Raw genomic sequence first — 24,700 nt, forward strand, 5'->3', positions numbered from 1 at the left:
ATGGAACTCGCCCTCTACGCCGCGTTGCTCGCATTCGTCGTCGCGACTGCCATCGCGGCTGTCATGCTCCGAGACATTCTTAGCGCCATCATCGCGTTCGCCGGTTTCAGTTTCGGCGTCGCGATAATCTACGTCCTTCTCGCTGCGCCCGACGTCGCACTCACCGAAGCGGCTGTCGGGGCGGGCGTGACGACCGTGTTGTTCTTGCTCACCATCGTCAGGACCGTCCGGCCGGGCGGTGACCGCGTCTTCGAACACGTCCGGTGGCGCGCGGTGGCACTGGTCGGCGTCCTCACCGGTATCCTCCTGAGCACGGTTCGGTCGCTCCCGCGGGTCGGCGACCCAGAATCGATGGTCGCGACCTCGCGTATCACCCGGTACTACCTCGAGAACGCCTATCCGGAGACCGGCGTCGAGAACGCGGTTACGGCGGTCCTGGCCGCCTACCGTGGGTTCGACACGCTCGGCGAGGCGGTCGTCGTTTTGGCGGCCGGCGTCGCCGTGGTGCTCGTCCTCAGACAGGAGGCCTACGTATGAGCGCGGACCTTCCACCGCGGACGTACGTCGAGAGCACCATCATCATGACGACCGTTCGGATAATCAGCCCGTTCGTGTTCACCTTCGGGCTGTTCGTCATGCTCCACGGTGCCGAGTCGGCCGGCGGCGGGTTCCAGGGTGGCGTCATCCTGGCCTCGAGTATCATCATGATCGCTTTCGCCTTCGGCATCGAACCGACGCGAGATTGGCTCAGTGACTCCCTGATCCGGGGTGCCATGGGCGGTGGCGTCGGCCTGTTCGCGCTCATCGGCCTCGGTGCGCTCGCGTTCCAGGGCCGGTTCCTCGAGTACATCGCGTACGGCATCGACCACGGCGTGAAGTACGGTATCGAACTCGTCGAACTCGGTATCGGGGCCGTCGTCTCCGGCGTCATCATCTCGTTGTTCATGAGTCTCGCGGCCGGGTTCGATAGCGACGACGAACAGGGAGGTGAGTCGGCGTGATCGACCTGCTCGCGACACACCACGTCTATCTGGCTGCGATTTTGCTCGTCGGCATCGGGTTGTACGTCGTGGTCGGCAGTCCGAACCTCGTAAAGAAGGTCATCGGAATGAACGTCTTCCAGGTCGGCATCTTCCTCTTTTTCGTCACGTCGGGGTACGTCGACGGCGCGGGACCGCCGGTCGTCGGCCACGGTTCTGGTCCTCTGTCCAGTCCGTTGCCGCACGTACTCATCCTGACGGCCATCGTCGTCGGTGTCAGTCTGACGGCTGTCGCTCTGGCACTCATCGTCCGGATCTACGACGGCTACGGATCACTCGACGAAGACGTCATCAAGGAGGTGCGGGTCAATGATTGAGCCCATCGCCACCCTGCAGGAGAATGCTATCGTCCTGCTGGTGGCGTTTCCGATCGTCGCTGCACTGGTGCCGATCGTCCTCGGCCTGCTGTCCGATCGAACGGGCTGGATCGTCGCGGCGATCATCTCGCTCGTCCAGGTGGCTCTCGCGCTCACGGTGTTCCGTCAGGTCCAGGCGACAGGTCCGTTCTCGTACGAGGTCGGTGGATTCGCGCCCCCGTTCGGCATCGAACTGATCGCCGATGGGGTCTCGGCCCCACTGCTCGTGCTCATCGCCGTGACGACCGTCGGCGTGGTCGCCTACGCGCACCGGATCGGCCCCCACGGGAACGAGTTCTACAGCGAACTCATGTTACTGATGACCGGGCTCTCCGGCGTCGTCGCCACGGGCGACGTGTTCAACCTCTACGTGTTCCTCGAGATCACCGGGCTCGCGACCTACGCGCTCGTCGCCAGTGGTAGGTCTCCCGAGGCGGCCCTCGCCAGTCTCAAGTACCTGCTCATCGGGACCATCGGCGCGTCCCTGTATCTGTTCGGCGTGGGGTATCTCTACCTCGCCACCGGGACGCTCAACATGGCCGACCTCTCGTCCTCGCTTCCGTCGGTCGGCTACGCAACGCCACTCGTCCTGACCGGATTCGGGCTCATCGTCGTCGGGTTATCCGTCAAGGTGGCGCTGTTCCCGTTGCACACCTGGCAGCCGGATGCGTACGCCGAATCGCCGCACGCCGTTAGCGCGTACATCTCCGCGCTCGTCTCGACGGCGGCCGCGTACGCACTGTTCCGTCTCCTCTACGCGGTGTTCACCGTGGACTTCTTCGCGGCCGTGCCGTTCGCACAGGACATGCTGGTCCTGCTCGCGTCGGTGAGTGTCGTGGTCGGGGCGGTCCTCGCGGTCATGCAGTCTGACCTGAAGCGGATGCTTGCGTACTCGTCGGTCTCGCAGTTCGGCATCGTCGTCGCCGCGCTGGCCATCGCGAACGAGACGGCCATTCTCGGGAGTCTCGTCCACCTGGTCGGGCACGCCGTGATGAAAGCCGGTCTGTTCCTCGCGGTCGGGGTCCTCGCCACGTCGCTGGGGGCCCGCACCGTCGAGGAGTACGCTGGCATCGGGTATCGAGCCCCGGTCACCAGTGGGGCCTTGGCCGTTCTCGCGTTCTCCTTGGTCGGCGTCCCGCCGGCCATCGGGTTCGCCGGGAAGTGGACCATCCTCCTCGGCGCCGTCGAGGCGGGTGCGTGGGCGCTGACCGCTGTCATCGTGACGAGTACGCTGCTGACGCTGGCGTACTTCGGTCGGCTCGTCGAGAAGATGTACTTCACCGAACCGGCCGACGCCGCGGAATCGGTTGCGACCGACGGAGGTGTCGCACCCGACGTCTCGTTCGCGATGCGGGCCATCGTCGTTCTCGTCGCCGTCACCGCCGTCGCCCTCGGAATCGTGGCGACCGACCTCATCGCCACGTTCGAACCCGTCGTGGAGGTGTATTTTGCATGAGTGAAATCCTGTCGCTGAGACCGCTGGGTGCGGTCGCGGTTCCCGCTCTCGGCATCATCGCCATCCTCGCATCGCATCGTCGACCGGACATTCGGGAAGGGTTCACCATCGCGACGGCCGTCGGGACCCTCGCCGTCGTCGCGAGCATGGTTCCGGGAGCCGTCCAGGGCGACGCCTACGTGACCGATCTCGGGACCTTCGTGCCGGGCATCGAGTTCGTGCTCCGGGCCGATCCGCTCGGGATGATCTTTGGGTTGCTCGCGAGTTTCCTCTGGCTGATCACCAGTTTCTACAGCATCGGGTACATGCGCGGCCTCGACGAGCACTCCCAGACGCGCTATTTCGCCGCGTTCGCCGCGAGCATCAGTTCGGCGCTGGGCGTCGCGTTCGCGTCGAATCTGATCGTGCTGTACGTCTTCTACGAACTGCTGACCGTGGCGACCTACCCGCTCGTCGCACACGACGAGACGGAGGAGGCGCGAACGGCCGGCCGGAAGTACCTCCTCTACACGTTCGGTGGCGGGGTCAGCGTCCTGGCCGGGACCGCACTCGTCTTCTGGGCGACCGGGACCGTCGAGTTCGCGTCCGGCGGTATCGGAGCGCTCGCCACCGCCGACCCACTGATCGGCCGGGCGGCGTTCGCCCTGCTCATCGCTGGATTCGGCGTGAAAGCGGCACTGATGCCCATCCACTCGTGGCTTCCGGACGCGATGGTCGCGCCGACCCCGGTCTCCGGCCTCCTCCACGCGGTGGCGGTCGTCAAGAGCGGGGTGTTCGGCATCGCACGCGTCATCCTCGACGTGTTCGGTCCCGACCTCGTCGGCGACCTCGGGATGGGGCTTCCCCTGGCGGCCGTGGCTGGATTCACCATCCTCGCCTCGAGTATCATCGCCCTCCGGCAGGATAACCTCAAACGGCGGTTGGCGTACTCGACGGTGAGCCAGTTATCGTACATCGTCCTGGGGCTCGCAATCCTCTCGCCGGCAGCCATCGTGGGGGGACTGCTGCATATCCCCGCCCACGCGTTCATGAAGCTCACGCTGTTCTTCGCGGCCGGCGCCATCCACGTGGAGACCCACACCGACGACATCTCTCAGATGGCCGGCATCGGGAAGCGCATGCCGTTGACGATGATCGCGTTCGGCATCGCGAGCGTCGGAATGGCAGGTCTCCCGCTGGTCGCCGGGTTCGTGAGCAAGTGGTACCTCCTCATCGGGAGCCTCGACGCCGGGACGACCATCTTCGCCGTCGTCCTGTTCCTCTCCGGGCTGCTCAATATCGGGTACTTCTGGCCCATCGTCTACCGGGCCTTCTTCCAGTCCGCCGACGGCGCCGACCGGACGCCCCTGCTCGAGTGGCCCCTCGGGGGCCCGACTCCGCAGACGGACGGGGGGCGGCCCGAACCCGCCGACACCGTCGAGGGGACGTACGCCGTCGACCAGAACCCGAGTGACGTCGAGACGGCACACAACGGCGCCAACGACGAGGAAGGAGGCGGACAGAGCGACAACGACGACCACTCCCAGCACGACCACGATGGGCACGACGACCACCACGGTGGACCACCGGTCGGTGGCTGGGACCAGCGTGGGTTCGGCGAGGAGAGCACGTGGTTCATGATCGGCCCCATCCTGATCGCGGTCGGCGGTGCCGTCGCCCTCGGCATCGTCCCGTATAGCATGGTGTTCCTCGAACTCGTCCAGCAGGTCGTCGTCGACGTTCTGGGGGTGGCGCTATGACGGAGTCGCTCACACTCGTTCCGCCAGCGTTCGTCGTCCTCCTCGCGGCACTGCTACTGCCGTTCGCCTCGCGGCGCGTCGGCCACGGACTCGGTCTACTCGCGACGGCCGGCGTGTCGGTCTGGTCCTACCTGGTTCCCGCGGGCACACACCTGCCGGTACGGTTCCTCGGCTTCGAGGCCGTCCTGTTCAACGTCGACGAGTTCTCCCGGCTCATGGGGATCATCTTCGGGTTGATCGGGGCCGCCGCGGTGCTCTACTCGTACTCTTCGGCGGCCGAGAACCTGCAGACGGCCTTCGCGCTCGGCTACGTGGGGACCAGTCTGGGTGCCGTTTTCGCTGGCGACTGGTTGAGCATGATCTTCTTCTGGGAGCTCATGGCCGTCACCAGTACGCTGCTGGTCTGGCACCACGGTGGCCCGGCAGTCCGTGCGGGCTTCCGGTACGCCATCTTCCACGGCATCGGCGGGAGTCTGTTCATGGTAGCCATCGTCTGGCACTACGTCGAGGTCGGGTCCTTCCTGTTCTCGGCGACGGATGGCCTGGTGGCTGGAATCCCGGCAACGCTCGCGGCGCTGGGCATCGGCGTCAACGTCGGGTTCGTCGGCCTCCACACCTGGCTGCCGGACACGTACCCCCGTCCCCACGTCGCGGCCAGCGTCTTCCTCTCGGTGTACACGACCAAGACGGGCGTCTACGGCCTGTATCGTGTGTTCCCGGACGGCAGTATCGCTATCGCCTACATGGGCGCGGCGATGGCTGTGGTGGGGGTCACCTACGCGCTGTTGCAAAACGACATGCGTCGGCTGCTCTCCTATCACATCCAGTCCCAGGTCGGCTACATGGTCGCCGGAGTGGGCATCGGCACGGCGCTGGCGACTGCTGGCGCGTTCGCCCACGTCTACAACCACATCCTCTACAAGGCGTTGCTGTTCATGACCGCGGGCGTCGTCATCTCCCGCACCGGCGAAGAGAACCTCAAATACCTGGGCGGGCTCCGCACGGGACTTCCGATCACCGCCATCGCCTTCACCGCCGCGGCCCTGGCCATCAGTGGGTTCCCCGGGTTCAACGGCTTCGTGAGCAAGGGGATGATCACCGCTGCGGCACACTACGAGCACCTCACCGGGATCTACTATCTCCTTCTGGCGGCCGGCGTCGGGACGTTCATGTCGTTCATCAAGTTCGGCTACTACGCGTTCTACCGGAACACCGACCGCGAGTTCTCGGTCTCGACGGCCAACCCGGGACAGGCAATCGCGATGCTCGGCGTCGCGGCACTGCTGGTGGTGTACGGACTCGTCCCGGACCTGCTGTTCAGTATCCTCCCGGGCAGTACGGCCGACGCCCATCCGTTCACGACCAGCCACCTCCTCGAGGGCTTCGCGCTGGCGGGCCTCGGCCTGGTGGGTTTCGTCGTCCTCAAGAAACCGCTCTCGAAGGTCGGTGCGGTCCCCGACGTGGACGCGATACTGAACCCACTGGTCTTCTACGGGACCCGCACGGTCGTTCGTGGGCTGACGGAGACCTACGCCGCCGTCGACCGGGTCGTCGCCAGTGGCTCGTATGCCCTCGCCGGGACTATCGTGAATCCGTATCCGTTCCTCGAACGGGTCGCCCGGTCGCTGGACGAAGAAGACGTCTCGGTGCTCCCGGGTAGTCTCCAGGCGACGATCGGCACCAGCATCCTCCTGATGGTCGTCATTCTGGGCGGCGTGCTGGTCGGCGTCCTGAACTGATCTGCCGGGTCAGTCGAAACAGGCCGCCAGTTCGCTCGCGACGCGGCGTCCGAGTTCGGCCTTCGTTCCCTCGAAGGACTCCACGTCGTCAGCGTGGACGAACTGGACGCGCGTCTCGTCTTCCCCCATGACTGCGGCGTCGTTCGCGACGACGAACTCCAGAGCCACTCGCTCGAGGAGCTCTCTCGCGACCTCGACGGTCGCCTCGTCGTCGTTCGCTTCGGCCTTGAACCCGACCATCGTGAGCGCCGGGTGGGCCTCCCGGATCGAATCGATGAGCTTCGGCGTCGGCTCGAGATCGAGCGTGATCTCCTGGCCCGACCGGATCTTCTCGGTCGCGGCGTCGACGGTGTAATCGGAGATGGCCGCTGCCGAGACGAGGGCGTCAGCGCTCTCGACCGCGTCGGAGACCGCGTCGAGCATCTCCGCGGCGGTCCGAACCCGTCGAACATCGGCATAGGGGACATCCGGCCCGTCGTGGACCAGGACGACGTCAGCCCCAAGGGCGTAGCAGGCCTTCGCGACAGCCCGCCCCGTCTTCCCCGACGCTCTGTTGGACAGCACCCGGACCGGGTCGATCGGCTCCGAGGTCGCACCGCTCGTGATGACGACCCGTCTGTCGGCCAGCGGTCGGTCGCCGAGGGCTCGCGCCGTCTCCAGGACGATGGCTTCCTCGGAAGCGATCTTCGCTTTGCCCTCTTCGAGACGAGGGTCGACGAAGTCGACCCCCCAGGACTCCACGCGGTCGATGGCGTCGAGGACGCCCGGGTGATCGTACATCGGCTCGTGCATCGCCGGTGCGATGACGACAGGGACGTCCGCCCCCAGCGCCGTGGTCGCCGTCGTCGTGACCGGACTGTCGTCGATGGCTGCGGCGATCTTCCCGATGGTGTTCGCCGTGGCCGGGGCCACGAGGAAGACGTCGGCCCAGCCCTCCCGTCCACAGAGTTCGACGTGTTCGACGGCCCCGGTTATCTCCGTCGCCACCGGATTGTCGGTGGCGAACTCGACGGCCCACGGGTGGACGATGGAGCGGGCGCTGTCGGTCATCACCGCCCGTACGCTGGCCCCCTGGCGACGCAGTTCGTGGGCGAGTTCCACGGTCCGCACGGCGGCGACGCTCCCAGTGACCCCGAGCGCCACGTTCGTTCCCTCGAGCATTCGCCTTGCACTTTGCCGCGACGTACTTTAAAGGTGAGTACCCGCCGCGGCCGATATCGCTTTGACCCGTCCGCAAAAATAGCGGACCGTGAAAACCATCGAGGTTACTACGACCGTCGACCGCCCGCCCGAGGTGGTCTTTCCGTTCCTCCAGGATTTCACGGGGTATGCGAAGTACTCGAAGCACCTCCGCGGGGTGGTGGTCGACGGTGACGGCGGCGTGGGGACGCGGTATCGACTCCGATTCGGCTGGTGGAAGTTGACCTACGACGCGTACACGACGGTCACGGGCATCGAAGCACCGAACGTCCTCGAGTGGGAGGTCATCAGGGACCTCGACGCCAACGGTCGGTGGGTCGTCGAAGCGACGGACGACGGCGAGGGGTCGACGGTCTCCTTCGTCGTCACTTACGATCCCAGCTCTGTCTCGGCCGGGATGATCGACGTTCCGGCGCTGGTCCCGATGGACTGGGTCGTCGAGAAGGCGATCGGATTGATCGAGGCGGAGGGGCGTCGCGTCGTCAGACGCGTGGTCGCCGATCTGGAGGGCGAAGCGCGCCCCGTCGAACTCACCGTCGAATATCACTGACGGCGACGATACTACAGCGTGTAGTCGTGCTCGCCGTCTTCCGAATCGAGCACCGCAGTGAGGAGGTCGACGACCGCGACGACGTCGTCCTCGTGGGCGACCTCGACCGGCGTGTGGAGGTACCGCGTCGGGACGGAGATGGCGCCGACCGGTTTCGCTCCCGCGGTGGTCTGGAACCCAGCCGTGTCGGTGCCGCCGGCGGGGAGGATCTCGATCTGGTAGGGGATGTCCGCCGTCTCGGCGACCGATTGGATGCGTCTGTGGACCTTCGGATTGGTGATGACACTCGAGTCTTTGAGTTTGACTCCGGCGCCCTCGCCGAGGACCGTCACGTAGTCGGCCTCTTTCTCGATCTGTGGCACGTCGTTCGCGACCGTCGTATCCACGGCGATGGCGAGGTCCGGGTCGAGGTCGACGCCGAGGGCGGTCGCCCCCCGAAGACCGACCTCTTCCTGGACCGTCGCCGCGAAGTGGACGGTCACCGCGGGCGAGACCCGGTTGGCCGCCTGGAGCATCGCGTACAGGCTCACCCGGTTGTCGATGGACTTCCCGGTGAGGGTCGAACCAACTCGTTCGGTCCGCTGGGCCATGGTCACGAGGTCGCCCTTCGAGACCCGATCCTCGACCGCGGCTGCGCTCATCCCCAGATCGATGAAGACGTCCTCGACCGCATCGTCTTCGTCGAGGTCCTCCTCGTCGAGGGTGTGTGGGGGTGGCGACCCGATGACGCCCGGCAGGTCGCCCTCGTCCGCGTGGACGGTCACGCGCTGTGCGCGGAGGATGCGTGCGTCCCAGCCACCGAGCGCGTCGACCTGGAGGTAGCCATCGTCGGTGACGTGACGGACCATGAACCCGATCTCGTCCATGTGGGCCGCGACGACGACCTCGTACTCCGGTCGATCCGCTCCCTCGATAGTCCCGACGACGTTCCCCATCGTGTCGCTTCTGACCTCGTCGACGACGCCGTCAAACTCCCGTCGTACGATATCGCGGATCCGGTCTTCGTACCCCGGCGCACCGCTCGTCTCCGTCAATTCACGGAAAAGGTCGACGTCGCGTACCATGACCTCGTTTCGTGTCGCCACCGCTATCAAATCAGCGTTCCCGATCGGTTCACGTCTCCCGGTCGATGACGAACCGGGTGAACGCTCGCAGGTCGTCTTCGACACCGGATTCGAGGTCGAGGCCATCGAGATGGTCGCGCGCGTCGGCGGCCATCTCGAGGGCCCGGTCTCTCGCGTATTCGACACTGTCCGTCGCCTGCAAGATGTCGATCGCTTCGAGGATCTCGGCGTCGGAGACCGAATCGGCAGTGAGGATCGCCTCTAGCCGGTCGGACTGCTGGTCGGTTCCCGCCTGGACCGCGTGAATGGTGAGGAGGGTCCGTTTCCCCTCGCGAATATCGTTTCCGAAGGCTTTACCGAACTCGCCGGCCTCGTCGAGGGAGTGTTTCACGTCGAGGATGTCGTCGCCGATCTGGAACGCGATCGACAGCGACTCGGCGTAACCCGCCAGTGCCGTCTCGACCTCGTCGGACTGGTCGGTGACGAGTGCGGCCAGGCGACCGGCGATGCGTCCGAGACACCCCGTCTTGCACGCACTCATCTCCATGTACTCGTCTTCGGTGATGTCGATCGTACACCGGTTGTGCCAGACGATGTCAGTGCCCTGACCGAGATGGGTTCGGTTCAGTTCGTGGCTCAGCATCTCGTAGACGGCCAGTTGGCGTTCGGGCGGAAGGTCGGCCGGGTTCCGGGCCACGATTTTCAGTGGGATGAAGTAGAGGGCGTTCCCGGCGTTGAGTGCGACGTCGGTTCCGTACCGCAAGTGGATGGCCTCCTCCCCACGGCGCAAGGTCGCACCGTCTTCGACGTCGTCGACGATGATCGTTCCCGTATGAAGGATCTCTGGGATGGTCGCGTAGGGAAGGTAGTCCTCGGGGTCCTCGCCGAGTCCCTCCACGAGTTTCACGAACAGCACCGGTCGCCAGCGCTTCCCACCGCGGTCCAGTAGATCCCAGGTCGGCTTCACGAGGCCTTCGTTCAACGCCTCCGTGTCGTAGGAAAACCGTGGCTCCCCGAACAGCCCCCCGAAATCTTCGGCGGTCATCTCACGGGAGAGTAGCCGCTCTATCTCCTCGTCGACGATCGGCCGCCACGTGGACAGCGCTTCCCGCATATGCCGGTGGAGACGCCTGCTGCGGGTAAAAAACTTGCATTCTGGACCCGGAAGTTTCACAATACTTTTCGGTCGCCCAGTCGAGGGTGATAATATGTCCGTCAAAGACGACCTCCGCGAGCAGTTCACCGAGGCGTTCGAAGGTGCCGACTACCCGGTAAACAACCAGATGGACCTCGTTCCGGCCCTGCCGGACGGTCCCTCGACGAAGTTCACGTCGGACGACGTCTCGTTGACTGCGATGGAACTGGCGACGAAACTGGGCAGCGAGGCGAACTTCCCCTACGAGGACGTCGACAGTCTGGTCGAGGACGTCATGAGCGCCCTCGAGGAAGAAGACATCGTCTGATTCCGGCTCAGTTCTCGCGATCGAACGTCGTCCGTGACACCGGTGTCCTGACGATATCGAGCGGCTTGCCCCACGCGAGTTCGATCGGTTCGTGTGCGGGGACCGGCCCGACCTCCTCGTCGTCGATCAGCAGCGAGACTCCCGTGTCGTCTCTCGCCACGGTCAGTGAGATCGGGGGTTCGAGTACCCACTGGGATTGTTCGATTCGGAACGGACCGATCGGAACGACCGCTACCCCAGACGTCTCGGGACCGAGAACGGGGCCCCCTGCGGCCGTTACGTACCCCGGTGTCCCCACCGAGGTCGCCACGACGACCCCGTCCGCCCGAACCTGATCGACCGTCTGTGTTCCGCCGCGGAACCGGTTTCCGATGGCGAACTCCGAGATCTTCGCTGGCTCTTCGGTGACGACCATGACGTCCATCAGCGCCGCATAGCTGTCGTCTTCGACGGTGACCACGAGCAGCGGCCGTTCTGTCGTCTGCAACGTGCCGGTCACGAGCGACCGGATCGCCTCGTCCAGATCCGCGGCGGCGACGTCCTCGACGCCGCTTCCGACCTCGACCGGAAGCACGGGAACGTCGACGTCGGCTCTGACGAACGAGAGGAGTGCCGACTCGCCCGCCACGACCATCACGTCGACGGTGGCCGTCGGCGTCTCGACGACGGAACCCAGGCCACCTGCCTCTCGCACGCTATCGACGATAGCCGCCGCGTCGTCGCCGACGACGCCGATCTCGGACTGTGGATCAGTCCGGCGCTCGCTGTTCATCGTCTTCGGAAAGGAGACGGGTCACAAAAAGCCCGATGGGTTCAGTACGGCCAGTCGCCGGTGACTTTCATGCCCTCTGCCTTGTCCTCCGCCTCGAGAGCCGCGGCGATGTCGTCTGGGGAGGCGTGCGCGACGGTGAATCCGTCGTCGGCGAGTCGAATGGCCAGCGCCGTGAGCAGGATGGCCTGTTCGCGGAACGTGCGCCGTTCGAGTTTGTCCAGCGTATCGCCGTAGGTGTGCCCCCATCCCCGTCCCTCGTCGTCGGTCTTGCTGGTGACGTGGTAGCCGGGGACGCCCCATTTGACGTACTGCCAGTGGTCGCTATGCGGGCCCTGTTCGGGCGTGGTATGTATCGGGTGTCCGAATTCGTCGGCGACGTCCTCAGCGACGGCGCGCAACGCGTCGAACCCATGGGTATAGAACGAGAGGGTTCGCGCCTGGACGACACCGTCCAGGTTGAGTATCGCCGTGATTCGGTCCTGGTTTCTGTTCCTGGCGTCGTAGCCGGAACCGACTAACCCGACCTCTTCGGACCCGTACGCGATGAAGTGAACCGTTCTATCGAGTTCGTCTTCGCGGTCGGCGAGCGCCCGGGCGAGTTCGACCACCATGGCCGTTCCGGCCCCGTTGTCCATCGCCCCCTCGGCGATGTCGTGGGCGTCCACGTGACTCGTCACGAGGACTTCCTCGTCGGTATCCGGTCCCAGTTCGGCGTGGACGTTCTGGCTGGTCGCGTCGGCGATGTCGGCCTCGACGGCGAGGTCGACCGTCTCTCCATCGAAGCGACGGCCCAATCGTTGCCCGACTTCTTTCGAGACGCCGACGGCCGGGATGCTGCCGATCGGATCGTCGTCGTTGCCGACGCTCCCGGTCGGTGGGAGACAGCCCTCGTAGTGGTTCTTGAAGACGAACCCGACCGCGCCATCGCGGACTGCATAGTAGTACTTCTCTCGGCGGTGGACGAACCGGTCGTACCAGTCGGGGACGTCCGCGGAGACCATGACGATGGCGCCCTCGACGTCGGTCTGTTCGAAGTCTCGTGGAAGCCCGTGGCCGAGGTCGACGAACCGACCAGATACTTCCTCAGCGGGACTCCGTGGGAGCGCGATACACTCCTCTTCGCCGGCCGGTGTCTCGATGGTCGACGATCCGCGTTCCCATCCCTGGATGGGGAATTCGTCGAGACGCACATCTCGAGCGTACTCAGCGAGTGCGTCCCTTGTCGCCTCGGCCGCCTGGCGTTCGCCAGTCGTGCCGGCCATCCTCGATCCCCCGTCGACTAGCGTCTCGAGGTGATTCCAGCCCACGTCGCTCCGGAAGAGGTCGCCGATCCACGCGGTCATGCTCCAACGGTCTGTCAGCGCGGGCAAAGGTGTTGTGTTGGTCGGGAGTACGACGAGAATAGCGTGGCCGTCAGTTCCACGCCGTCCCGCTCGCCAGGTCGATCGGCTCGTCGACCTTCGAGGAGGGACAGACGTCGGCGAGCACGCAGTCCTCGCAGTCCGGATTCCTGGCGGTACAGGTCGCCCGGCCGTGGGAGATGAGCCAGTGGGTCCACAGCTTCCAGTGTTCGCGGGGGACGACCTCCATGAGATCTTCTTCGATGGCCGCCGGGCGCTCCTCCTCGGTGATACCGAGCCGACGGGAGAGACGCTGGACGTGCGTGTCGACGACGACACCCTCGGTCAGGTCGTGGCCGTGCTGCAAGACGACGTTCGCGGTCTTGCGGCCGACGCCCGGGAGGTCAGTGAGGTCGCTCATCGTGTCTGGGACCGCTCCGTCGTGGTCTTCGACGAGCGTTTCGCCGACGCCCTGGAGGTACTCCGCCTTGCTGTTCGGGTACGTGATGGAGGAGATGACCTCCCGGATCTCGTCCACGTCGGCCTCGGCGTAGGCCTCGGCGTCCGGGAACCGCTGGAACAGCGTCTCCGTCACGGCGTTGACCCGTTCGTCGGGGCACTGGGCGGAGAGGATGACCGCGACGAGCAGTTCGAGGCGGTTCGAGAATTCGAGTGAGATCGTCGCATCAGGATACGCAGCGGAGAGGCGCTCTACGACCTCGGCGACCTGGGCTTCGCGAGTGTCGAGCGGCGTGGCCATACGCGTGGATGGTGTCTGTGTGGTTTCAACCCCTCGAAGCCGGCAGCCCCAAACCACGAACCGTTAAAGGACACGGTCCCGGAGAGACTCGTATGGGATTGCGACAGTTGTTGGCAGGCCGGGACGATACCACCGTCCTCACCGAATCGGTGGACCCGCGATTCGAACTCCCGGCGCTCGCGACCGCCGACGAGTCGGCGCCGATGGTCTTCGAGGACGTCGCGGGCTACCCCGAGGTCAGGGCGGTCTCGAACCTCGTCTCTTCGCGTGACTTGCTCGCCGACGCACTCGGCGTCGAGCGGGACGGCATCATCGAGGCGATGAGCACCGCGATGGACCACCCGCGAGCACTCGACGACCCGGTCGACCCGCGATTCGATCTGGTCGCGACGGATCCGGTGCTCGACGACCACGTGCCGATCCCCGTCTTCTACGACGAACACGAACGACAGTACTTCGCCTCCAGCATCGCGGCCGTCGTGGACCCGGAGACGGGCGTCCAGAACCTCTCGTTCCATCGCACGATGTACGATGGCGGGAACGAACTCGTGATGCGGATGGTCGAACGCCACCTGCACGACATCTACTCGCGGACCGAGGGACCACTCGATATCGCCATCGTGATGGGCGTGCATCCGGCCGTCGAACTGGCCGCCGCGACGTCGTTCTCGCCCGAGATGAGCGAACTCGAGATGGCGAACGCGCTCCTCGACGGCGGTCTCGAGGTCGCCGAAGTCGATGGGATCCAGGTCCCGGCGGACGCCGAGATGGTGTTGCGGGCACACATCACGGACGAATATCGGGAGGAAGGCCCGTTCGTGGACCTCTCGCGTACGTGGGACCGCACGCGCGAGCAACCGGTGGTCGAGGTTTCGGCACTCTACTTGCGCGAGGACCCGTACGTCAGGATCATCGTCCCCGGGCAGACCGAGCACGCTCACCTGATGGGAGTGCCCCAGGAACCACGTATCTTCACCATCGTCGAGAACGCTATCCCGACGGTGCAGTCGGTCGTCCTTACGCCCGGCGGGTGTTCGTGGCTCCACGGCGTCGTGCAGATCGACAAGCGTCGGGAGGGTGACCCGAAGAACGCCGGGATGGCCGCCCTGGCCGGTCATCCGTCGATGAAGAAGGTGACCGTCGTGGACAGGGACGTCGACCCGGCGGACCCCCAGCAGGTCGAGTGGGCCGAAGCGACGCGGATGCAACCGGATCGGGACATCACGACCATCGAGCACGCGAAGGGCTCTTCTCTCGATCCGTCACAGGACTACGAAGAGGGCGTGCTCACGAAGTGGATCGTCGACGCGACCGTGCCGGAGCATCGCGACGAAGACGATTTCCGCGAGGTACGGGTCCCCGGGACCGACGACGTCGACATCGAGGATTATCGGTGATACCATGGCAATGAATCTAACCGCCGACGAAGAGGCACTGCTCGAATCCGACAATCCGGCCGTCCGAAAGTCGATGGAGTTGCTCGTCCGCCTCGGCGACATCTACGGTGCCGAGGAGATGGTCGAGATCGCTTCGGCACAGGCGTCGGGCATCTCTTATAAGTCGATCGGAGACCCGGGCGTCGAGTTCCTGGAAGGATTCGCCGACGAGGGGGCCGAGGTCAGTGTCCAGACGTTCGCCAATCCGGCGGGGATGGACATCGATCGGTGGGAGGAGATGGGCGTCAGTCCCGAGTTCGCCGAGAACCAGCGCCGCATCCTCACCGCCCTTCGCGAGATGGGCGTCACCCTCTCCTTTACCTGCACGCCGTACCTGTCGGGCAACCTCCCCCGGCGGAACCAGCATATCGCGTGGGCCGAGTCGTCGGCCGTCTCCTTCGCCAACTCCGTCGTCGGCGCCAGGACGAACCGCGAGGGTGGCCCGTCCGCGCTCGCCGCAGCCATCACGGGCCGGACGCCGAAATACGGACTCCACCTGCCCGAGAACCGGCGGGCGACCCACCACGTCGACGTGGACGCGTCCCTCGACACCCAGGCGGATTTCGCGGCGCTCGGGTCCTGGACCGGCCGTATCGTCGAGGACGAGATCCCCTACTTCTCGGGCATCGACGACGCCACCACCGACGACCTCAAGGCGCTCGGCGCGGCGATGGCCGCCACGGGAGCGGTCGCGCTCTACTTCGTCGAGGACATCACGACCGACGACGCGCCGCCAGCGGCCGTGGAATCGCTGGTGTTCGAGTCGAGCGATCTGGCGGACGAATACGACGACCTCACCGACACCGAGGATTCGGACCTCGTCGTCTTCGGCTGTCCGCACTCCTCCGTCGAGGAAATAGAGCGCATCGCCGACCGCGTCGACGGAGAGACCATCGAGGGCGACATGTGGGTCTGCACGAGTCGCTCGAACAAGACGTGGGCCGACCGCCAGGGCTACACGGAGACCATCGAAGCGGCCGGGGGAACCGTCCTCAGCGACACCTGCAACGTCGTCGCGCCCATCGAGGAGATGGGCTACGAGTCGACCGCGACCGACTCGGCCAAGGCGGCGACCTATCTCCCAGGGTTCGGCAACCAGCAGGTCAAATTCGGCGACAAGCTCTCCCTCCTCGAGGAGGTGACGAAATGAGCGCCGAAACGTACGATGGACGAACGATCGCCGACGGTGCCGCCACTGGGACGGTCCTCCGATCGACTGAACCCATCAGTTTCTACGGGGCCGTCGACATCGAATCAGGCGAGTTCATCGAGGAGGGTCATCAGCTGGAAGGCGAGAACGTCGCCGATAGAGTGCTCGTGTTCCCGCGCGGGAAGGGGTCGACCGTCGGTTCGTACGTCCTCTACGGGCTCGCCAAACGCGACAACGCCCCTGCTGCTATCGTCAACACCGAGACGGAGACGATCGTCGCGACGGGCGCCATCCTGGGCGAGATCCCCTGTGTGGACGGTATCGACGTGAGCGAACTCGAGGACGGCGACCGGGTCACCGTCGACGCCGACGCCGGCACTGTGACCGTCCTGGAGGAGTGAGCGTGGCGCGGATCGTCCTGGGCGTCTCCGGCGCCTCGGGGACGGAACTGGCCCTCAGAACGGCCGCGGCTCTCGCCGACCACGTCGAGGTTCACACGGTCGTCACGGACGGTGCGAAGGCGGTGATGGAGTACGAGACCGACACCCGCCAAGCCACGATGGAGCGCCTCGAATCCCTCTCGACGGCGGTCTACGACGAGGACGACTTCGGTGCGTCCATCGCATCGGGGACCTTCGAGACCGAGGGGATGGTCGTGGTTCCGTGTTCGATGAACACTCTGGCGAAGGTCGCGGCGGGGTTCTCCGATTCGCTGTTGACGCGGGCGGCCGACGTGACGCTCAAGGAGGACCGTCAACTCGTCTTCGTTCCGCGGGAGTCCCCGCTGAGCGAGGTCCACCTCGAGAACATGCAGACGGTCGCCAGTCGGGGTGTCACCATCGTCCCGCCGATGCTCGGTTTCTACTACGATCCCGACGACATCGACGACGTCGTCGACCACGTCGTCGGCAAGATCCTCGATCGGTTCGACCTTTCATACGACGGTTTCGAGCGCTGGTCCTGAGCCGGTGGCCGGGGCACCGGCGGGATTCGCCGTGGATGTGCGACCCGTGATACTTATGCGACCGACGCCCGCGCCCTGTGATATGAAAGCCACCGCCCGTGCACATCCGATCCAGGGGCTCGTGAAGTACCACGGCATTCGCGACGACGAGTTACGGGTGCCCTATCACGACAGCATCAGCGTCTCCACGGCCCCGAGTGCAACGGTGACGACGGTCGAATTCGACCCGAGCCTCGACGAAGACGTCTACCTCGTCGATGGCGAGGAACTCGCGGGCAACGGTGCGGAACGTCTCGACGCGGTCGTCGAGTACGTTCGCAGTCGTGCGGAAGCCGAGTACGTGGATGCCCCGGTACGCCTGGAGAGCGAGAACTCGTTCCCGGCCAACGTCGGCCTCGGTTCGTCCTCGTCCGGATTCGCGGCGGCAGCGATGGCGCTCGTCGAGGCGGCGGGCCTCGACCTGAGCCGACCGGAGATATCGACCATCGCCCGTCGCGGGTCGACGTCCGCTGCGCGGGCCGTGACGGGTGGATTCTCGGACCTTCGAGCGGGAATGAACGACGAGGATTGCCGCTCGCACCGCATCGAGACGCCCCTCGAAGACGAGCTCCGGATCGTCATCGGCCTGGTACCGACGTACAAGGAGACCCAGCAGGCTCACGACGAGGCCGAGGACAGTCACATGTTCGAGGCACGTCTCGCCCACGTCCATCGCCAACTGGCCGACATGCGCGATGCGATCCGCTCGAACGACTTCGATCGGGCGTTCTCACTCGCCGAACACGACACCCTGAGCCTCGCGGCGACGACGATGACGGGGCCCGCCGGATGGGTCTACTGGCAACCGGAGACACTCGCCATCTTCGAGGCCGTCCGGGAGCTCCGCGAGGACGGCGTTCCGGTCTACTTCTCTACCGATACCGGAGCGACGGTGTACGTGAACACGAAGGCCGACTACGTGGACCGCGTCGAGGACGTCGTCGCCGCCCAGGGCGTCGACACGATGACCTGGGAGGTCGGCGGGCCGGCCCGTATCCTCGACGAGACCGAAGCCCTCTTTTAGGGGAACAGCGGTTCGTCAGTGAGCAGGTTCGTCATCCCCCGTTCGCGGGCGTACTCCACGACCTCGCGGTACTCCTCGCCGCTCACTCGGCGGTCGATCTCTTCGTAGCGTCCGTCCCGACCGACCTGATAGGCCGGGCGGTACTGCGCCATCAGATTGCAGTACGTCTCCGGCGATATCTCCTCGACGAGGAAGTCGACGATCCGCTTCGCGTTCTCCGCGAAGCCGGGCACGACGAGATGGCGGACGAGGAGGCCGCGTGTTGCGAGTCCCTCATCGTCGATCTGGAGGTCACCGACCTGCCGATGCATCTCGCGGAGGGACGCACGCGCGGCGTCCCAGTAGCCGCTCGCCTTCGAGTACCGTCGGGCAGCCTCGTCGTCCGCCCACTTTACGTCGGGCATGTAGATGTCCACGAGGCCGTCGAGATCGCGGATGACCCCCTCGTTCTCGAAGCCACCACAGTTCCAGACGACCGGGATTGACAGCCCATCGTCGCGGGCGAGAACGATCGCTTCGGCCAGATTCGGGGTGACGTGGGTCGGGGTGACGAAATTGACGTTGTGACACCCCTGCGATTCGAGGTCGAGAGCGATATCGGCGATCTCGCGGGGCGTCCGCTCGGTCGTGTCCCGAGCATGCTGGCTGAGTTCCCAGTTCTGGCAGAAGACGCAGTCGAGATTGCAGTTCCCCAGGAAGATGGTGCCACTGCCGGCGGTGCCGCTCAGCGGCGGTTCCTCTCCGAAATGTGGTCCCTGGGAACCGACCGACGCCGTATCGTCTTCACGACAGCGTCCCAGTTCACCGCTCGTTCGGTCGACGTGGCAGTCGTGGGGACAACAGTCGCAATCCTCGTAGCGGTCGCGAAGTCGTTCGACCTGTCGCTCGCGCTCGGCTCGGGTCGTTTCGTTCCAGCTCGATGCGTCCCCCATGGGTTCCTGTAGGACCCACACTGGCCTAAGCTGTTGGTTCCGCGATTAGTTTTTGCGACTGGGACACCTACCGACGAGTATGGCTACCGGTTCGCTGGGGACGGGCGTCCTCGCGGAGTTGTGGGAGTCGGCGAGTGACGGGCGCGTACAGTGCACCGCCTGTGCCCACCGGTGTACTCTCGATCCTGGACAGCGGGGTATCTGTGACGTCCGGATAAACGTCGACGGTGAACTTCGGCTGCTCACCTACGGGAAGGTCTCCGATAGCCCCCTCGGACGACCGGGGACGGTCGACCCCATCGAAAAGAAGCCGTTGTATCACTACAAACCCGGTACCCGGGTCCTCAGCTTCGGCGGGGCGTCGTGCAATTTCGCCTGTCAGTTCTGTCAGAACCATCGTATCGCGTTCGCCAAACCCGAAGACCTCGAGCTCAGGGACGTCTCGCCGACAGCTGCTGCGAACAGTGCGACCGACCAGCACTGCGAGAGCGTCGCCTGGACCTACAACGAGCCAACCATCTACGCCGAGTACGTCCGGGACGGGGCACAGGCTGCCCAGAACGAGGGTCTCGGGACCGTCATCGTCACGAACGGCTACTTCACCGAGGAGTTCGCCGACCTCCTCGCGCCGGTCCTCGACGCCGCGAACGTCGACATCAAGGGATTCCGTGAGCGCCCGCACGTGAAGTACATGGGCAGCAGACTGGCGCCGACGCTTCGGGGCGCGGAGTACCTCGTCGACCGCGACGTCCACGTCGAACTCACGTATCTGACCATTCCGGACCTCAACGACGACCCCGAGGAGATCCGGGACTTCGCCGAGTGGGCGTTCGGACTCGACCCGGACATCCCCGTTCACTTCACCCGCTTTCACCCCGACTACGAGATGCAAGACCGCCCCTCGACGCCGATACAGACGCTCGAGAGGGCACACGACATCGCGACGGACGTCGGTCTGGAGTACGTCTACGTCGGTAACGTTCCCGGAGCGAGGTACAGCGATACCGTCTGTCCCGATTGTGGCAAGACGTGGATCAGTCGGCGGGGCTTCGAGGCATCCATCGAAACCGATCTCTCGGAGCCCTGCCAGTGTGGTCGCGAGAAGGACGTCGTTCTGTAACCTCCACTCCGATCGAGTCCATCCCGGTAGGTACAAGGGACGAAGCCACCGATTTGACAGGCATGCTCGGAAAGGTCAGTCCCGAGGACCTCGCGGCACACGTCTTCGGGCGGACCGGTGCACCGGACGATTCGGTGATCCAGGGACCCGCGTACGGCGAGGACGCCGCCGCCATCTCGGTCCCGGAGGGGACGCTGGTGGTGAACAGCGACCCGATATCGCTCGCGGTCGGCCACGTCGGCACCCTCGGCATCAACGTCGCCTGCAACGACGTCGCTGCCTCGGGGGCGGATCCCCAGTGGCTCACGGCCATGATCTTCCTCCCTGGTGAATCGGATACCGGCGTCGTCCTCGAGGAGATAACCACCCAGCTCCACGAGACGGCGCTCGAACGTGAGGTCACAATCGTCGGGGGCCACTCGGAGTACAACACCTCCCTCGAACGACCCCTTCTCTCGCTGACCTGCATGGGAATGGCCGACAGATTCGTCCCCACCGGCGGGGCGACTCCCGGCGATCACGTCATCCTCACCAAGGGTGCGGCGATCGAAGGGACTGCGATCCTGGCGACTGACTTCACCGAAGCGCTTCGATCCGCCGGCGTCGAAGAGGGGGTCATCGAGCGTGCCAGTCAGTTCTACGACGACCTGAGCGTCGTCCCGGAGTCGGCGATCCTCCGCGATGTGGCGACTGCGATGCACGACCCCACAGAAGGTGGTCTCGTCGACGGACTCATCGAACTCGCGAGCGCGTCGGGCGTCTCCATACGAATCGACACCAGCGCGATTCCGATCCGCCCCGAGACGATCGCCGTGACCGAGGCCGCCGAGGTCGATCCACTCCAGATATTCGGCTCCGGTGCACTCGTCGCATCGGTTCCGCCGGAGGCGGTCTCTGGAATGCTCGAATCGCTCGCGGCAGCAGGTATCGAGGCGGCGGACGTCGGGACCGTCGAGGCTCAGTCCGAGGTCCCGCTGTTCCTCGACGACCGCGAGATCGCCGAACCCGTTCGCGACGACCTGTACGCGCTCTGGGAGTAGCCACGACGAAGGACCCATTCACGGATTATTTTGCCCCGCGGACCACGTGGGAGTACTTCATCAGGGCGACGAAGAACCCCCCGCCGAAGGCGTTGCCGATGGTCGCCAGCAGGAGGAACGCCAGATAATCGGTGACGGTGACGGCTGGCGACATGAAGAGGCCGAAGAGGACCTCCACGTTCCCCGCGATGGAGTGGGGGAGGTGGAAGATACCGATGGTCGCCGTGACGACCCACACGATCAGCAATCGGCTGGTCGTCTCCTGGGCCGCGGTGATCAACCACGCCAGCAGCCCCATCAACCACCCCGCGAAGACGCCCGCGACGAACAGCCACAGGAGGTCGTGGGTGACGAGCTTGAGCGCGATGGTCTCGAACGCCTGCGGGTCGATGACGCCGAGTTCCGGCATCAGGATGATGGCGAGGACCGTGAAGGCGATACCGCCCACGATGTTCCCCACGTATACGAGACCCCAGAGTCGTCCGAGTTGCTTGATCGAAGCCTGTCCATCGAGAACCGGCATCACCGCCAGCGTCGTGTGTTCGGTGAACAGTTCCGAGCGGCCCAGGATTACGAACATGAATCCGACGGAGTAGGCACTCGCGAGCAGTATCTCGGTCGTCAGATCGCCGAAACTTCCTGGCGAGAGCGTCAGAATCGCCGCCATCAGCAACGGGCCGAAGCCGATGTCGAGGCCCGCGGAGAGCCCCGAGAGCAAGAGCCCTGACCGCTCGCGGTTCATCTCGTGGACGGCGCTCTCGATGAGCGAGTCCAGTACGTCGCTTGTCGTCTTTTGTTCTCCCTGTGGTGTCTCCGCTGTGTCCTCGTTTGCCACTGGTGGGTGCCTCGATTCGTATCAACGTGGTTACGGGTATACAAAGTGTCCTTCGATTTCCGTGCCTGCTGTGGATTCGAAGTGCAGCCATCATTTCGAGGGAATCTGATCGACCGGTTTACCGGTCGTGACTCGCTGGGCGGCGACGAATCTATCGTGCATCGAACAGACGACCGTCCCGACGATCGCCGCTCCGATGCCCGCCACCCCGACCGGGGAGAGCAACAGATTGCTGGCCCCGGTGAGATAGACCAGCGAGAGCGACGCTACCGCATTGAACGACCCGTGAAAGAACGTCGGTGCCAGTACCGTCTCAGCCCGCAGGGTCAGGTACGTGAACATGGGCGACGCGGCGACCGTCCAGGCCGTCATCACCACGATGCCCAAAAGCGGCGCACCGGGGAAGTTGTGTCCCTGGACGATGAGCGCCGCGTGCCAGGGACCCCAGGCCAGCCCCGTGACGAACGAGAGTCGCCAGAACCCGAGCGGAGCGAGTTCGTTCAGGAGCAATCCGCGCCAGCCCAGTTCTTCCCCGAGTGCAGCCACCGCGTTGACGGTGAGCCCCGAAACGAGCGCCTGCCCGAGCAGCACGACGGCTGGTGGCCCCGGGAACGATTCCAGTGCCGCTATCGACGCTTCGATCTGCTCCGGTGGGAGTCCCATCTCCGCGAGAAAGACGCCGTAATCGGTGGTGAACGAGACGCCAGGGAAGGTGGCACCGATGCCGATCGTACCGCCGAGCACCGCAAGGGGCGCGAGCCACGCGAGCGCGACCCACCCGACTCGCCCTCGGTACAGCCCCGTCCCAGTCCGAAGCGACTCGCCCCACCGCCACTGGGTCAGGAGGGCAGCGATGGCCGGCGCCCACATGTAGCCCGCGACCACGAGCACCGTCGCCGCGGCGGACCCGTACTGAACTGGTGAGAGGAACAGCACGAGCGCAGTGGTCCACGCGATGGCGAACGTGAGCGAGAGGAACGTCGCCACCTTCCGCCAGTCGACGTCCATGGTAGATGTATATCAGAACACTAACACTTGTCCGTTGTGGTTCGACGGCGTGCGATTCGGTCTCCGAATCGTTATCCGGCGGCCGGTACTATTCGGGCGTGACCCCGAACATGGACGCGAAAATCGCTCGATTGCTGGTGCCAGGTATCTCCCTCTCTGTCCTCGGTGCCGTCGTGATGGGGCCGCTCGGCGGTGGTCTTGGCTGGGCCCTGGGCATCGCTGGCGGGGCGGCGTATCACCGGATACAGACGCTGGAAGAACGGGTTGCGGCGCTGGAACGACGGGTGTGACGGTGGCTGCTCGGTGAGCGATCGTTCGCGAGAGCGGGCAGGTAATTTGAACTTCAATCACTTCGTTTCCCCAGGTCGCTGCGATCCTGCGTTCACATCTCCTCGATATATCCTTCGCTCCGCACAACCTCGCAGCCTGACGGCTGCTCGGTGGTGAGTCGCGAAGGAATATAGCGGGAGGTAGATTTGAACTACCGATCTCCGGCTCATGAGGCCGGCGGAATCTCCAGGCTATCCTATCCCGCTATCATCCACTATTCGACAGACAGGAGTAAGGGTTGTGATTCGCGGACGGGAGCGTGGTCTGCTAGCGTATAACGTAAATAATCTCCCGGGGTGTGCAAGATTTACCGGTATCTACTGACGGCAATCAATTCTTCTAACATCCTCGATCGCGGATTTATCGTCATCGCCGCGATGGGTGCCATTTTCGTCGTCACCTCACGTATGACAATAATGTAACATTGGGGGTGAAAATCAGCGGTTATTTTAATACCCCTCATCACTAAGCTGACCCTAATGCGTCCAGGGTCGGCTTATCGCGAATCGACGCGGTGGGGAAGGGGGCATCCCGTCCGGCCCAGGACGCTACGGGATTCAAATAATGACACGTAAGACATTCGAGGTATTCGGGAAGGACAACGAACGGGGTGTATCGCCGGTCATCGGAGTGATTCTGATGGTAGCGATTACGGTTATCCTGGCTGCAGTCATCGGGACGTTCGTACTGGGACTGGGCGAGAACGTGAGTACGTCGACGCCACAAGCGCAGTTGACGCTGAGTGCTGACCAATCCAATATCTCGGTGGAGCACAAGGGTGGAGATGCAATTCCTGCAGAGGAGATCTCGATTACCGTCTCCAGTAGTTCGAACTCGAGCGTTGCGGAATTCGATCCGAACAGTGATGCGACTCAAGAGCTGACGGTCGGTGATACTGGTACCCTGGACATCGAAAGCATGGGCCTGTATTGGCCTGATCAAGAAAATAACGTGGCCTATACCAACGGAAATACAACTTTAGAATCTGGAACCGCATATACCGTTCAGATCGTCCACGAACCGTCTGACCAATTGATCATGGACCGGACAGTCCGGCCCTAAATTTATAATCAATTCTCCGATTGTTTTCGTTTTCGGCAAAGGAACGGGTATACCGATATTGCGTTGTTTAGTTCCCGCAACGTGTTTACTGCATGTGCATCGATGTGAAACGGCGGTTGTTTTAAGCCCCCGCCTTACTAAGTAACGCTTAATGCGCCACTGGTCGGCAACGGTCGCAACCAAACGTAGTGGCAGCGGGAGCGATTTGGTCCGGCCGAAGGCGCCTCGGAAATCAAAAGCATGACACGTAAGACTATCGAGTTGTTCGGAACGGACGAATC

General features: G+C 64.5%; 26 protein-coding genes and 1 tRNA gene. 17 read left to right on the forward strand and 10 right to left on the reverse strand.

Annotation, left to right across the window (positions count from 1 at the left end):
• Genes HSRCO_RS06005 through HSRCO_RS06030 form a run of 6 tightly spaced genes read left to right on the forward strand, consistent with a single transcriptional unit; the run spans nt 1 to nt 6,330 of the window.
• The gene (locus tag HSRCO_RS06005) at nt 1-537 is read left to right on the forward strand and encodes a DUF4040 domain-containing protein (RefSeq protein ID WP_259519778.1); all 537 of its coding nucleotides are present in this window, start codon (nt 1-3) and stop codon (nt 535-537) included.
• Nucleotides 534-1,001 carry an MnhB domain-containing protein gene (locus tag HSRCO_RS06010; protein WP_259519528.1) on the forward strand — a complete coding sequence of 156 codons (468 nt, stop codon included), beginning with the start codon at nt 534-536 and terminating at the stop codon, nt 999-1,001. Before HSRCO_RS06005 ends, HSRCO_RS06010 begins: the two co-directional genes overlap by 4 nt.
• A complete protein-coding gene (locus HSRCO_RS06015) occupies nt 998-1,357 on the forward strand; it encodes a cation:proton antiporter subunit C (protein WP_259519529.1) in 360 nt (119 codons plus the stop codon). Before HSRCO_RS06010 ends, HSRCO_RS06015 begins: the two co-directional genes overlap by 4 nt.
• A complete protein-coding gene (locus HSRCO_RS06020) occupies nt 1,350-2,852 on the forward strand; it encodes a monovalent cation/H+ antiporter subunit D family protein (protein ID WP_259519531.1) in 1,503 nt (500 codons plus the stop codon). Before HSRCO_RS06015 ends, HSRCO_RS06020 begins: the two co-directional genes overlap by 8 nt.
• The gene (locus HSRCO_RS06025) at nt 2,849-4,591 is read left to right on the forward strand and encodes a cation:proton antiporter (RefSeq protein WP_259519532.1); all 1,743 of its coding nucleotides are present in this window, start codon (nt 2,849-2,851) and stop codon (nt 4,589-4,591) included. The genes HSRCO_RS06020 and HSRCO_RS06025 overlap by 4 nt, the downstream gene beginning before the upstream one ends.
• Nucleotides 4,588-6,330, forward strand: a complete 1,743-nt coding sequence (locus HSRCO_RS06030) for a Na(+)/H(+) antiporter subunit D (RefSeq protein WP_259519533.1) — start codon at nt 4,588-4,590, stop codon at nt 6,328-6,330. Before HSRCO_RS06025 ends, HSRCO_RS06030 begins: the two co-directional genes overlap by 4 nt.
• Before the next feature lie 9 nt (nt 6,331-6,339).
• Here the strand turns inward: HSRCO_RS06030 and coaBC are convergent, their stop codons facing one another.
• Entirely contained in the window at nt 6,340-7,491 is a 1,152-nt protein-coding gene (gene coaBC, locus HSRCO_RS06035) for a bifunctional phosphopantothenoylcysteine decarboxylase/phosphopantothenate--cysteine ligase CoaBC (RefSeq protein ID WP_259519534.1), read from the reverse strand.
• An 88-nt stretch (nt 7,492-7,579) separates the two neighbouring features.
• Between coaBC and HSRCO_RS06040 the strand changes: the two genes are divergently transcribed.
• Nucleotides 7,580-8,080, forward strand: a complete 501-nt coding sequence (locus HSRCO_RS06040; RefSeq protein ID WP_259519535.1) for an SRPBCC family protein — start codon at nt 7,580-7,582, stop codon at nt 8,078-8,080.
• A gap of 11 nt (nt 8,081-8,091) precedes the next feature.
• On the opposite strand, the gene HSRCO_RS06045 is transcribed toward HSRCO_RS06040, so the two are convergent.
• Both HSRCO_RS06045 and HSRCO_RS06050 read right to left on the reverse strand, forming a co-directional pair.
• On the reverse strand, nt 8,092-9,144 hold the full coding sequence (locus tag HSRCO_RS06045) for a M42 family metallopeptidase (RefSeq protein WP_259519536.1): 1,053 nt from the start codon (nt 9,142-9,144) through the stop codon (nt 8,092-8,094).
• A gap of 49 nt (nt 9,145-9,193) precedes the next feature.
• Nucleotides 9,194-10,258 (reverse strand): polyprenyl synthetase family protein, encoded by a 1,065-nt coding sequence (locus HSRCO_RS06050; RefSeq protein WP_259519537.1) that lies wholly within the window; start codon nt 10,256-10,258, stop codon nt 9,194-9,196.
• 94 nt (nt 10,259-10,352) lie between these two features.
• Between HSRCO_RS06050 and HSRCO_RS06055 the strand changes: the two genes are divergently transcribed.
• On the forward strand, nt 10,353-10,607 hold the full coding sequence (locus tag HSRCO_RS06055) for an MTH865 family protein (protein WP_259519538.1): 255 nt from the start codon (nt 10,353-10,355) through the stop codon (nt 10,605-10,607).
• Nucleotides 10,608-10,614: 7 nt separating this feature from the next.
• On the opposite strand, the gene HSRCO_RS06060 is transcribed toward HSRCO_RS06055, so the two are convergent.
• The 3 genes from HSRCO_RS06060 to nth all read right to left on the reverse strand — a co-directional run bounded on the left by HSRCO_RS06060 (nt 10,615) and on the right by nth (nt 13,479).
• On the reverse strand, nt 10,615-11,379 hold the full coding sequence (locus HSRCO_RS06060; protein WP_259519539.1) for an ATP-NAD kinase: 765 nt from the start codon (nt 11,377-11,379) through the stop codon (nt 10,615-10,617).
• Nucleotides 11,380-11,420: 41 nt separating this feature from the next.
• On the reverse strand, nt 11,421-12,722 hold the full coding sequence (locus HSRCO_RS06065) for a M28 family metallopeptidase (RefSeq protein WP_259519540.1): 1,302 nt from the start codon (nt 12,720-12,722) through the stop codon (nt 11,421-11,423).
• Nucleotides 12,723-12,792: 70 nt separating this feature from the next.
• Complete coding sequence (nth, locus tag HSRCO_RS06070; RefSeq protein ID WP_259519541.1) at nt 12,793-13,479, reverse strand: endonuclease III; 687 nt, start codon at nt 13,477-13,479, stop codon at nt 12,793-12,795.
• A 92-nt stretch (nt 13,480-13,571) separates the two neighbouring features.
• On the opposite strand from nth, the gene HSRCO_RS06075 reads away from it, so the two are divergent.
• From HSRCO_RS06075 to mvaD, 5 genes are all read left to right on the forward strand, one after another.
• The gene (locus HSRCO_RS06075) at nt 13,572-14,876 is read left to right on the forward strand and encodes a UbiD family decarboxylase (RefSeq protein ID WP_259519542.1); all 1,305 of its coding nucleotides are present in this window, start codon (nt 13,572-13,574) and stop codon (nt 14,874-14,876) included.
• A gap of 10 nt (nt 14,877-14,886) precedes the next feature.
• Entirely contained in the window at nt 14,887-16,065 is a 1,179-nt protein-coding gene (locus HSRCO_RS06080; RefSeq protein WP_259519543.1) for an aconitase X catalytic domain-containing protein, read from the forward strand.
• A complete protein-coding gene (locus HSRCO_RS06085; RefSeq protein WP_259519544.1) occupies nt 16,062-16,466 on the forward strand; it encodes a DUF126 domain-containing protein in 405 nt (134 codons plus the stop codon). Before HSRCO_RS06080 ends, HSRCO_RS06085 begins: the two co-directional genes overlap by 4 nt.
• Nucleotides 16,467-16,468: 2 nt before the next feature.
• Nucleotides 16,469-17,029 carry a UbiX family flavin prenyltransferase gene (locus HSRCO_RS06090; RefSeq protein ID WP_259519545.1) on the forward strand — a complete coding sequence of 187 codons (561 nt, stop codon included), beginning with the start codon at nt 16,469-16,471 and terminating at the stop codon, nt 17,027-17,029.
• Between the two features lie 82 nt (nt 17,030-17,111).
• Nucleotides 17,112-18,092 (forward strand): phosphomevalonate decarboxylase MvaD, encoded by a 981-nt coding sequence (mvaD, locus tag HSRCO_RS06095; RefSeq protein ID WP_259519547.1) that lies wholly within the window; start codon nt 17,112-17,114, stop codon nt 18,090-18,092.
• Here the strand turns inward: mvaD and HSRCO_RS06100 are convergent.
• A complete protein-coding gene (locus HSRCO_RS06100) occupies nt 18,089-19,024 on the reverse strand; it encodes a radical SAM protein (protein ID WP_259519548.1) in 936 nt (311 codons plus the stop codon). The genes mvaD and HSRCO_RS06100 overlap by 4 nt on opposite strands.
• 79 nt (nt 19,025-19,103) lie before the next feature.
• Between HSRCO_RS06100 and amrS the strand changes: the two genes are divergently transcribed.
• Nucleotides 19,104-20,144: an AmmeMemoRadiSam system radical SAM enzyme gene (amrS, locus tag HSRCO_RS06105; protein WP_259519549.1), complete on the forward strand. Its 1,041-nt coding sequence runs from the start codon at nt 19,104-19,106 to the stop codon at nt 20,142-20,144.
• 62 nt (nt 20,145-20,206) lie between these two features.
• Nucleotides 20,207-21,184, forward strand: a complete 978-nt coding sequence (locus HSRCO_RS06110; RefSeq protein WP_259519550.1) for an AIR synthase family protein — start codon at nt 20,207-20,209, stop codon at nt 21,182-21,184.
• A gap of 25 nt (nt 21,185-21,209) precedes the next feature.
• Here the strand turns inward: HSRCO_RS06110 and HSRCO_RS06115 are convergent, their stop codons facing one another.
• Nucleotides 21,210-22,019: a formate/nitrite transporter family protein gene (locus HSRCO_RS06115; protein ID WP_259519551.1), complete on the reverse strand. Its 810-nt coding sequence runs from the start codon at nt 22,017-22,019 to the stop codon at nt 21,210-21,212.
• A 90-nt stretch (nt 22,020-22,109) separates the two neighbouring features.
• Entirely contained in the window at nt 22,110-23,027 is a 918-nt protein-coding gene (locus tag HSRCO_RS06120; RefSeq protein ID WP_259519552.1) for a CPBP family intramembrane glutamic endopeptidase, read from the reverse strand.
• A gap of 110 nt (nt 23,028-23,137) precedes the next feature.
• On the opposite strand from HSRCO_RS06120, the gene HSRCO_RS06125 reads away from it, so the two are divergent.
• On the forward strand, nt 23,138-23,317 hold the full coding sequence (locus tag HSRCO_RS06125) for a hypothetical protein (RefSeq protein ID WP_259519553.1): 180 nt from the start codon (nt 23,138-23,140) through the stop codon (nt 23,315-23,317).
• A gap of 171 nt (nt 23,318-23,488) precedes the next feature.
• Here HSRCO_RS06125 and HSRCO_RS06130 read toward each other — a convergent pair.
• Nucleotides 23,489-23,563, reverse strand: a tRNA-Met gene (locus HSRCO_RS06130).
• A gap of 433 nt (nt 23,564-23,996) precedes the next feature.
• Here HSRCO_RS06130 and HSRCO_RS06135 point away from each other — a divergent pair.
• Nucleotides 23,997-24,419 carry a type IV pilin gene (locus HSRCO_RS06135; RefSeq protein ID WP_396266414.1) on the forward strand — a complete coding sequence of 141 codons (423 nt, stop codon included), beginning with the start codon at nt 23,997-23,999 and terminating at the stop codon, nt 24,417-24,419.
• The last annotated feature ends 281 nt before the right edge of the window (nt 24,420-24,700 follow it).

Origin of the sequence: Halanaeroarchaeum sp. HSR-CO (assembly GCF_024972755.1) — an archaeon.
GTDB lineage: Archaea > Halobacteriota > Halobacteria > Halobacteriales > Halobacteriaceae > Halanaeroarchaeum.

Excerpts from the sequence above, each read along its gene's own strand:
- HSRCO_RS06135 (WP_396266414.1), top strand. The coding sequence starts at position 23,997 with ATGGTAGCGATTACGGTTATCCTGGCTGCAGTCATCGGGACGTTCGTA.
- HSRCO_RS06005 (WP_259519778.1), top strand. The coding sequence starts at position 1 with ATGGAACTCGCCCTCTACGCCGCGTTGCTCGCATTCGTCGTCGCGACT.
- HSRCO_RS06110 (WP_259519550.1), top strand. The coding sequence starts at position 20,207 with ATGCTCGGAAAGGTCAGTCCCGAGGACCTCGCGGCACACGTCTTCGGG.
- HSRCO_RS06010 (WP_259519528.1), top strand. The coding sequence starts at position 534 with ATGAGCGCGGACCTTCCACCGCGGACGTACGTCGAGAGCACCATCATC.
- HSRCO_RS06120 (WP_259519552.1), bottom strand. The coding sequence starts at position 23,027 with ATGGACGTCGACTGGCGGAAGGTGGCGACGTTCCTCTCGCTCACGTTC.
- HSRCO_RS06060 (WP_259519539.1), bottom strand. The coding sequence starts at position 11,379 with ATGAACAGCGAGCGCCGGACTGATCCACAGTCCGAGATCGGCGTCGTC.
- mvaD (WP_259519547.1), top strand. The coding sequence starts at position 17,112 with ATGAAAGCCACCGCCCGTGCACATCCGATCCAGGGGCTCGTGAAGTAC.
- amrS (WP_259519549.1), top strand. The coding sequence starts at position 19,104 with ATGGCTACCGGTTCGCTGGGGACGGGCGTCCTCGCGGAGTTGTGGGAG.
- HSRCO_RS06025 (WP_259519532.1), top strand. The coding sequence starts at position 2,849 with ATGAGTGAAATCCTGTCGCTGAGACCGCTGGGTGCGGTCGCGGTTCCC.
- nth (WP_259519541.1), bottom strand. The coding sequence starts at position 13,479 with ATGGCCACGCCGCTCGACACTCGCGAAGCCCAGGTCGCCGAGGTCGTA.
- coaBC (WP_259519534.1), bottom strand. The coding sequence starts at position 7,491 with ATGCTCGAGGGAACGAACGTGGCGCTCGGGGTCACTGGGAGCGTCGCC.
- HSRCO_RS06080 (WP_259519543.1), top strand. The coding sequence starts at position 14,887 with ATGAATCTAACCGCCGACGAAGAGGCACTGCTCGAATCCGACAATCCG.
- HSRCO_RS06075 (WP_259519542.1), top strand. The coding sequence starts at position 13,572 with ATGGGATTGCGACAGTTGTTGGCAGGCCGGGACGATACCACCGTCCTC.
- HSRCO_RS06020 (WP_259519531.1), top strand. The coding sequence starts at position 1,350 with ATGATTGAGCCCATCGCCACCCTGCAGGAGAATGCTATCGTCCTGCTG.
- HSRCO_RS06125 (WP_259519553.1), top strand. The coding sequence starts at position 23,138 with ATGGACGCGAAAATCGCTCGATTGCTGGTGCCAGGTATCTCCCTCTCT.
- HSRCO_RS06065 (WP_259519540.1), bottom strand. The coding sequence starts at position 12,722 with ATGACCGCGTGGATCGGCGACCTCTTCCGGAGCGACGTGGGCTGGAAT.
- HSRCO_RS06085 (WP_259519544.1), top strand. The coding sequence starts at position 16,062 with ATGAGCGCCGAAACGTACGATGGACGAACGATCGCCGACGGTGCCGCC.
- HSRCO_RS06045 (WP_259519536.1), bottom strand. The coding sequence starts at position 9,144 with ATGGTACGCGACGTCGACCTTTTCCGTGAATTGACGGAGACGAGCGGT.
- HSRCO_RS06050 (WP_259519537.1), bottom strand. The coding sequence starts at position 10,258 with ATGCGGGAAGCGCTGTCCACGTGGCGGCCGATCGTCGACGAGGAGATA.
- HSRCO_RS06030 (WP_259519533.1), top strand. The coding sequence starts at position 4,588 with ATGACGGAGTCGCTCACACTCGTTCCGCCAGCGTTCGTCGTCCTCCTC.
- HSRCO_RS06055 (WP_259519538.1), top strand. The coding sequence starts at position 10,353 with ATGTCCGTCAAAGACGACCTCCGCGAGCAGTTCACCGAGGCGTTCGAA.
- HSRCO_RS06100 (WP_259519548.1), bottom strand. The coding sequence starts at position 19,024 with ATGGGGGACGCATCGAGCTGGAACGAAACGACCCGAGCCGAGCGCGAG.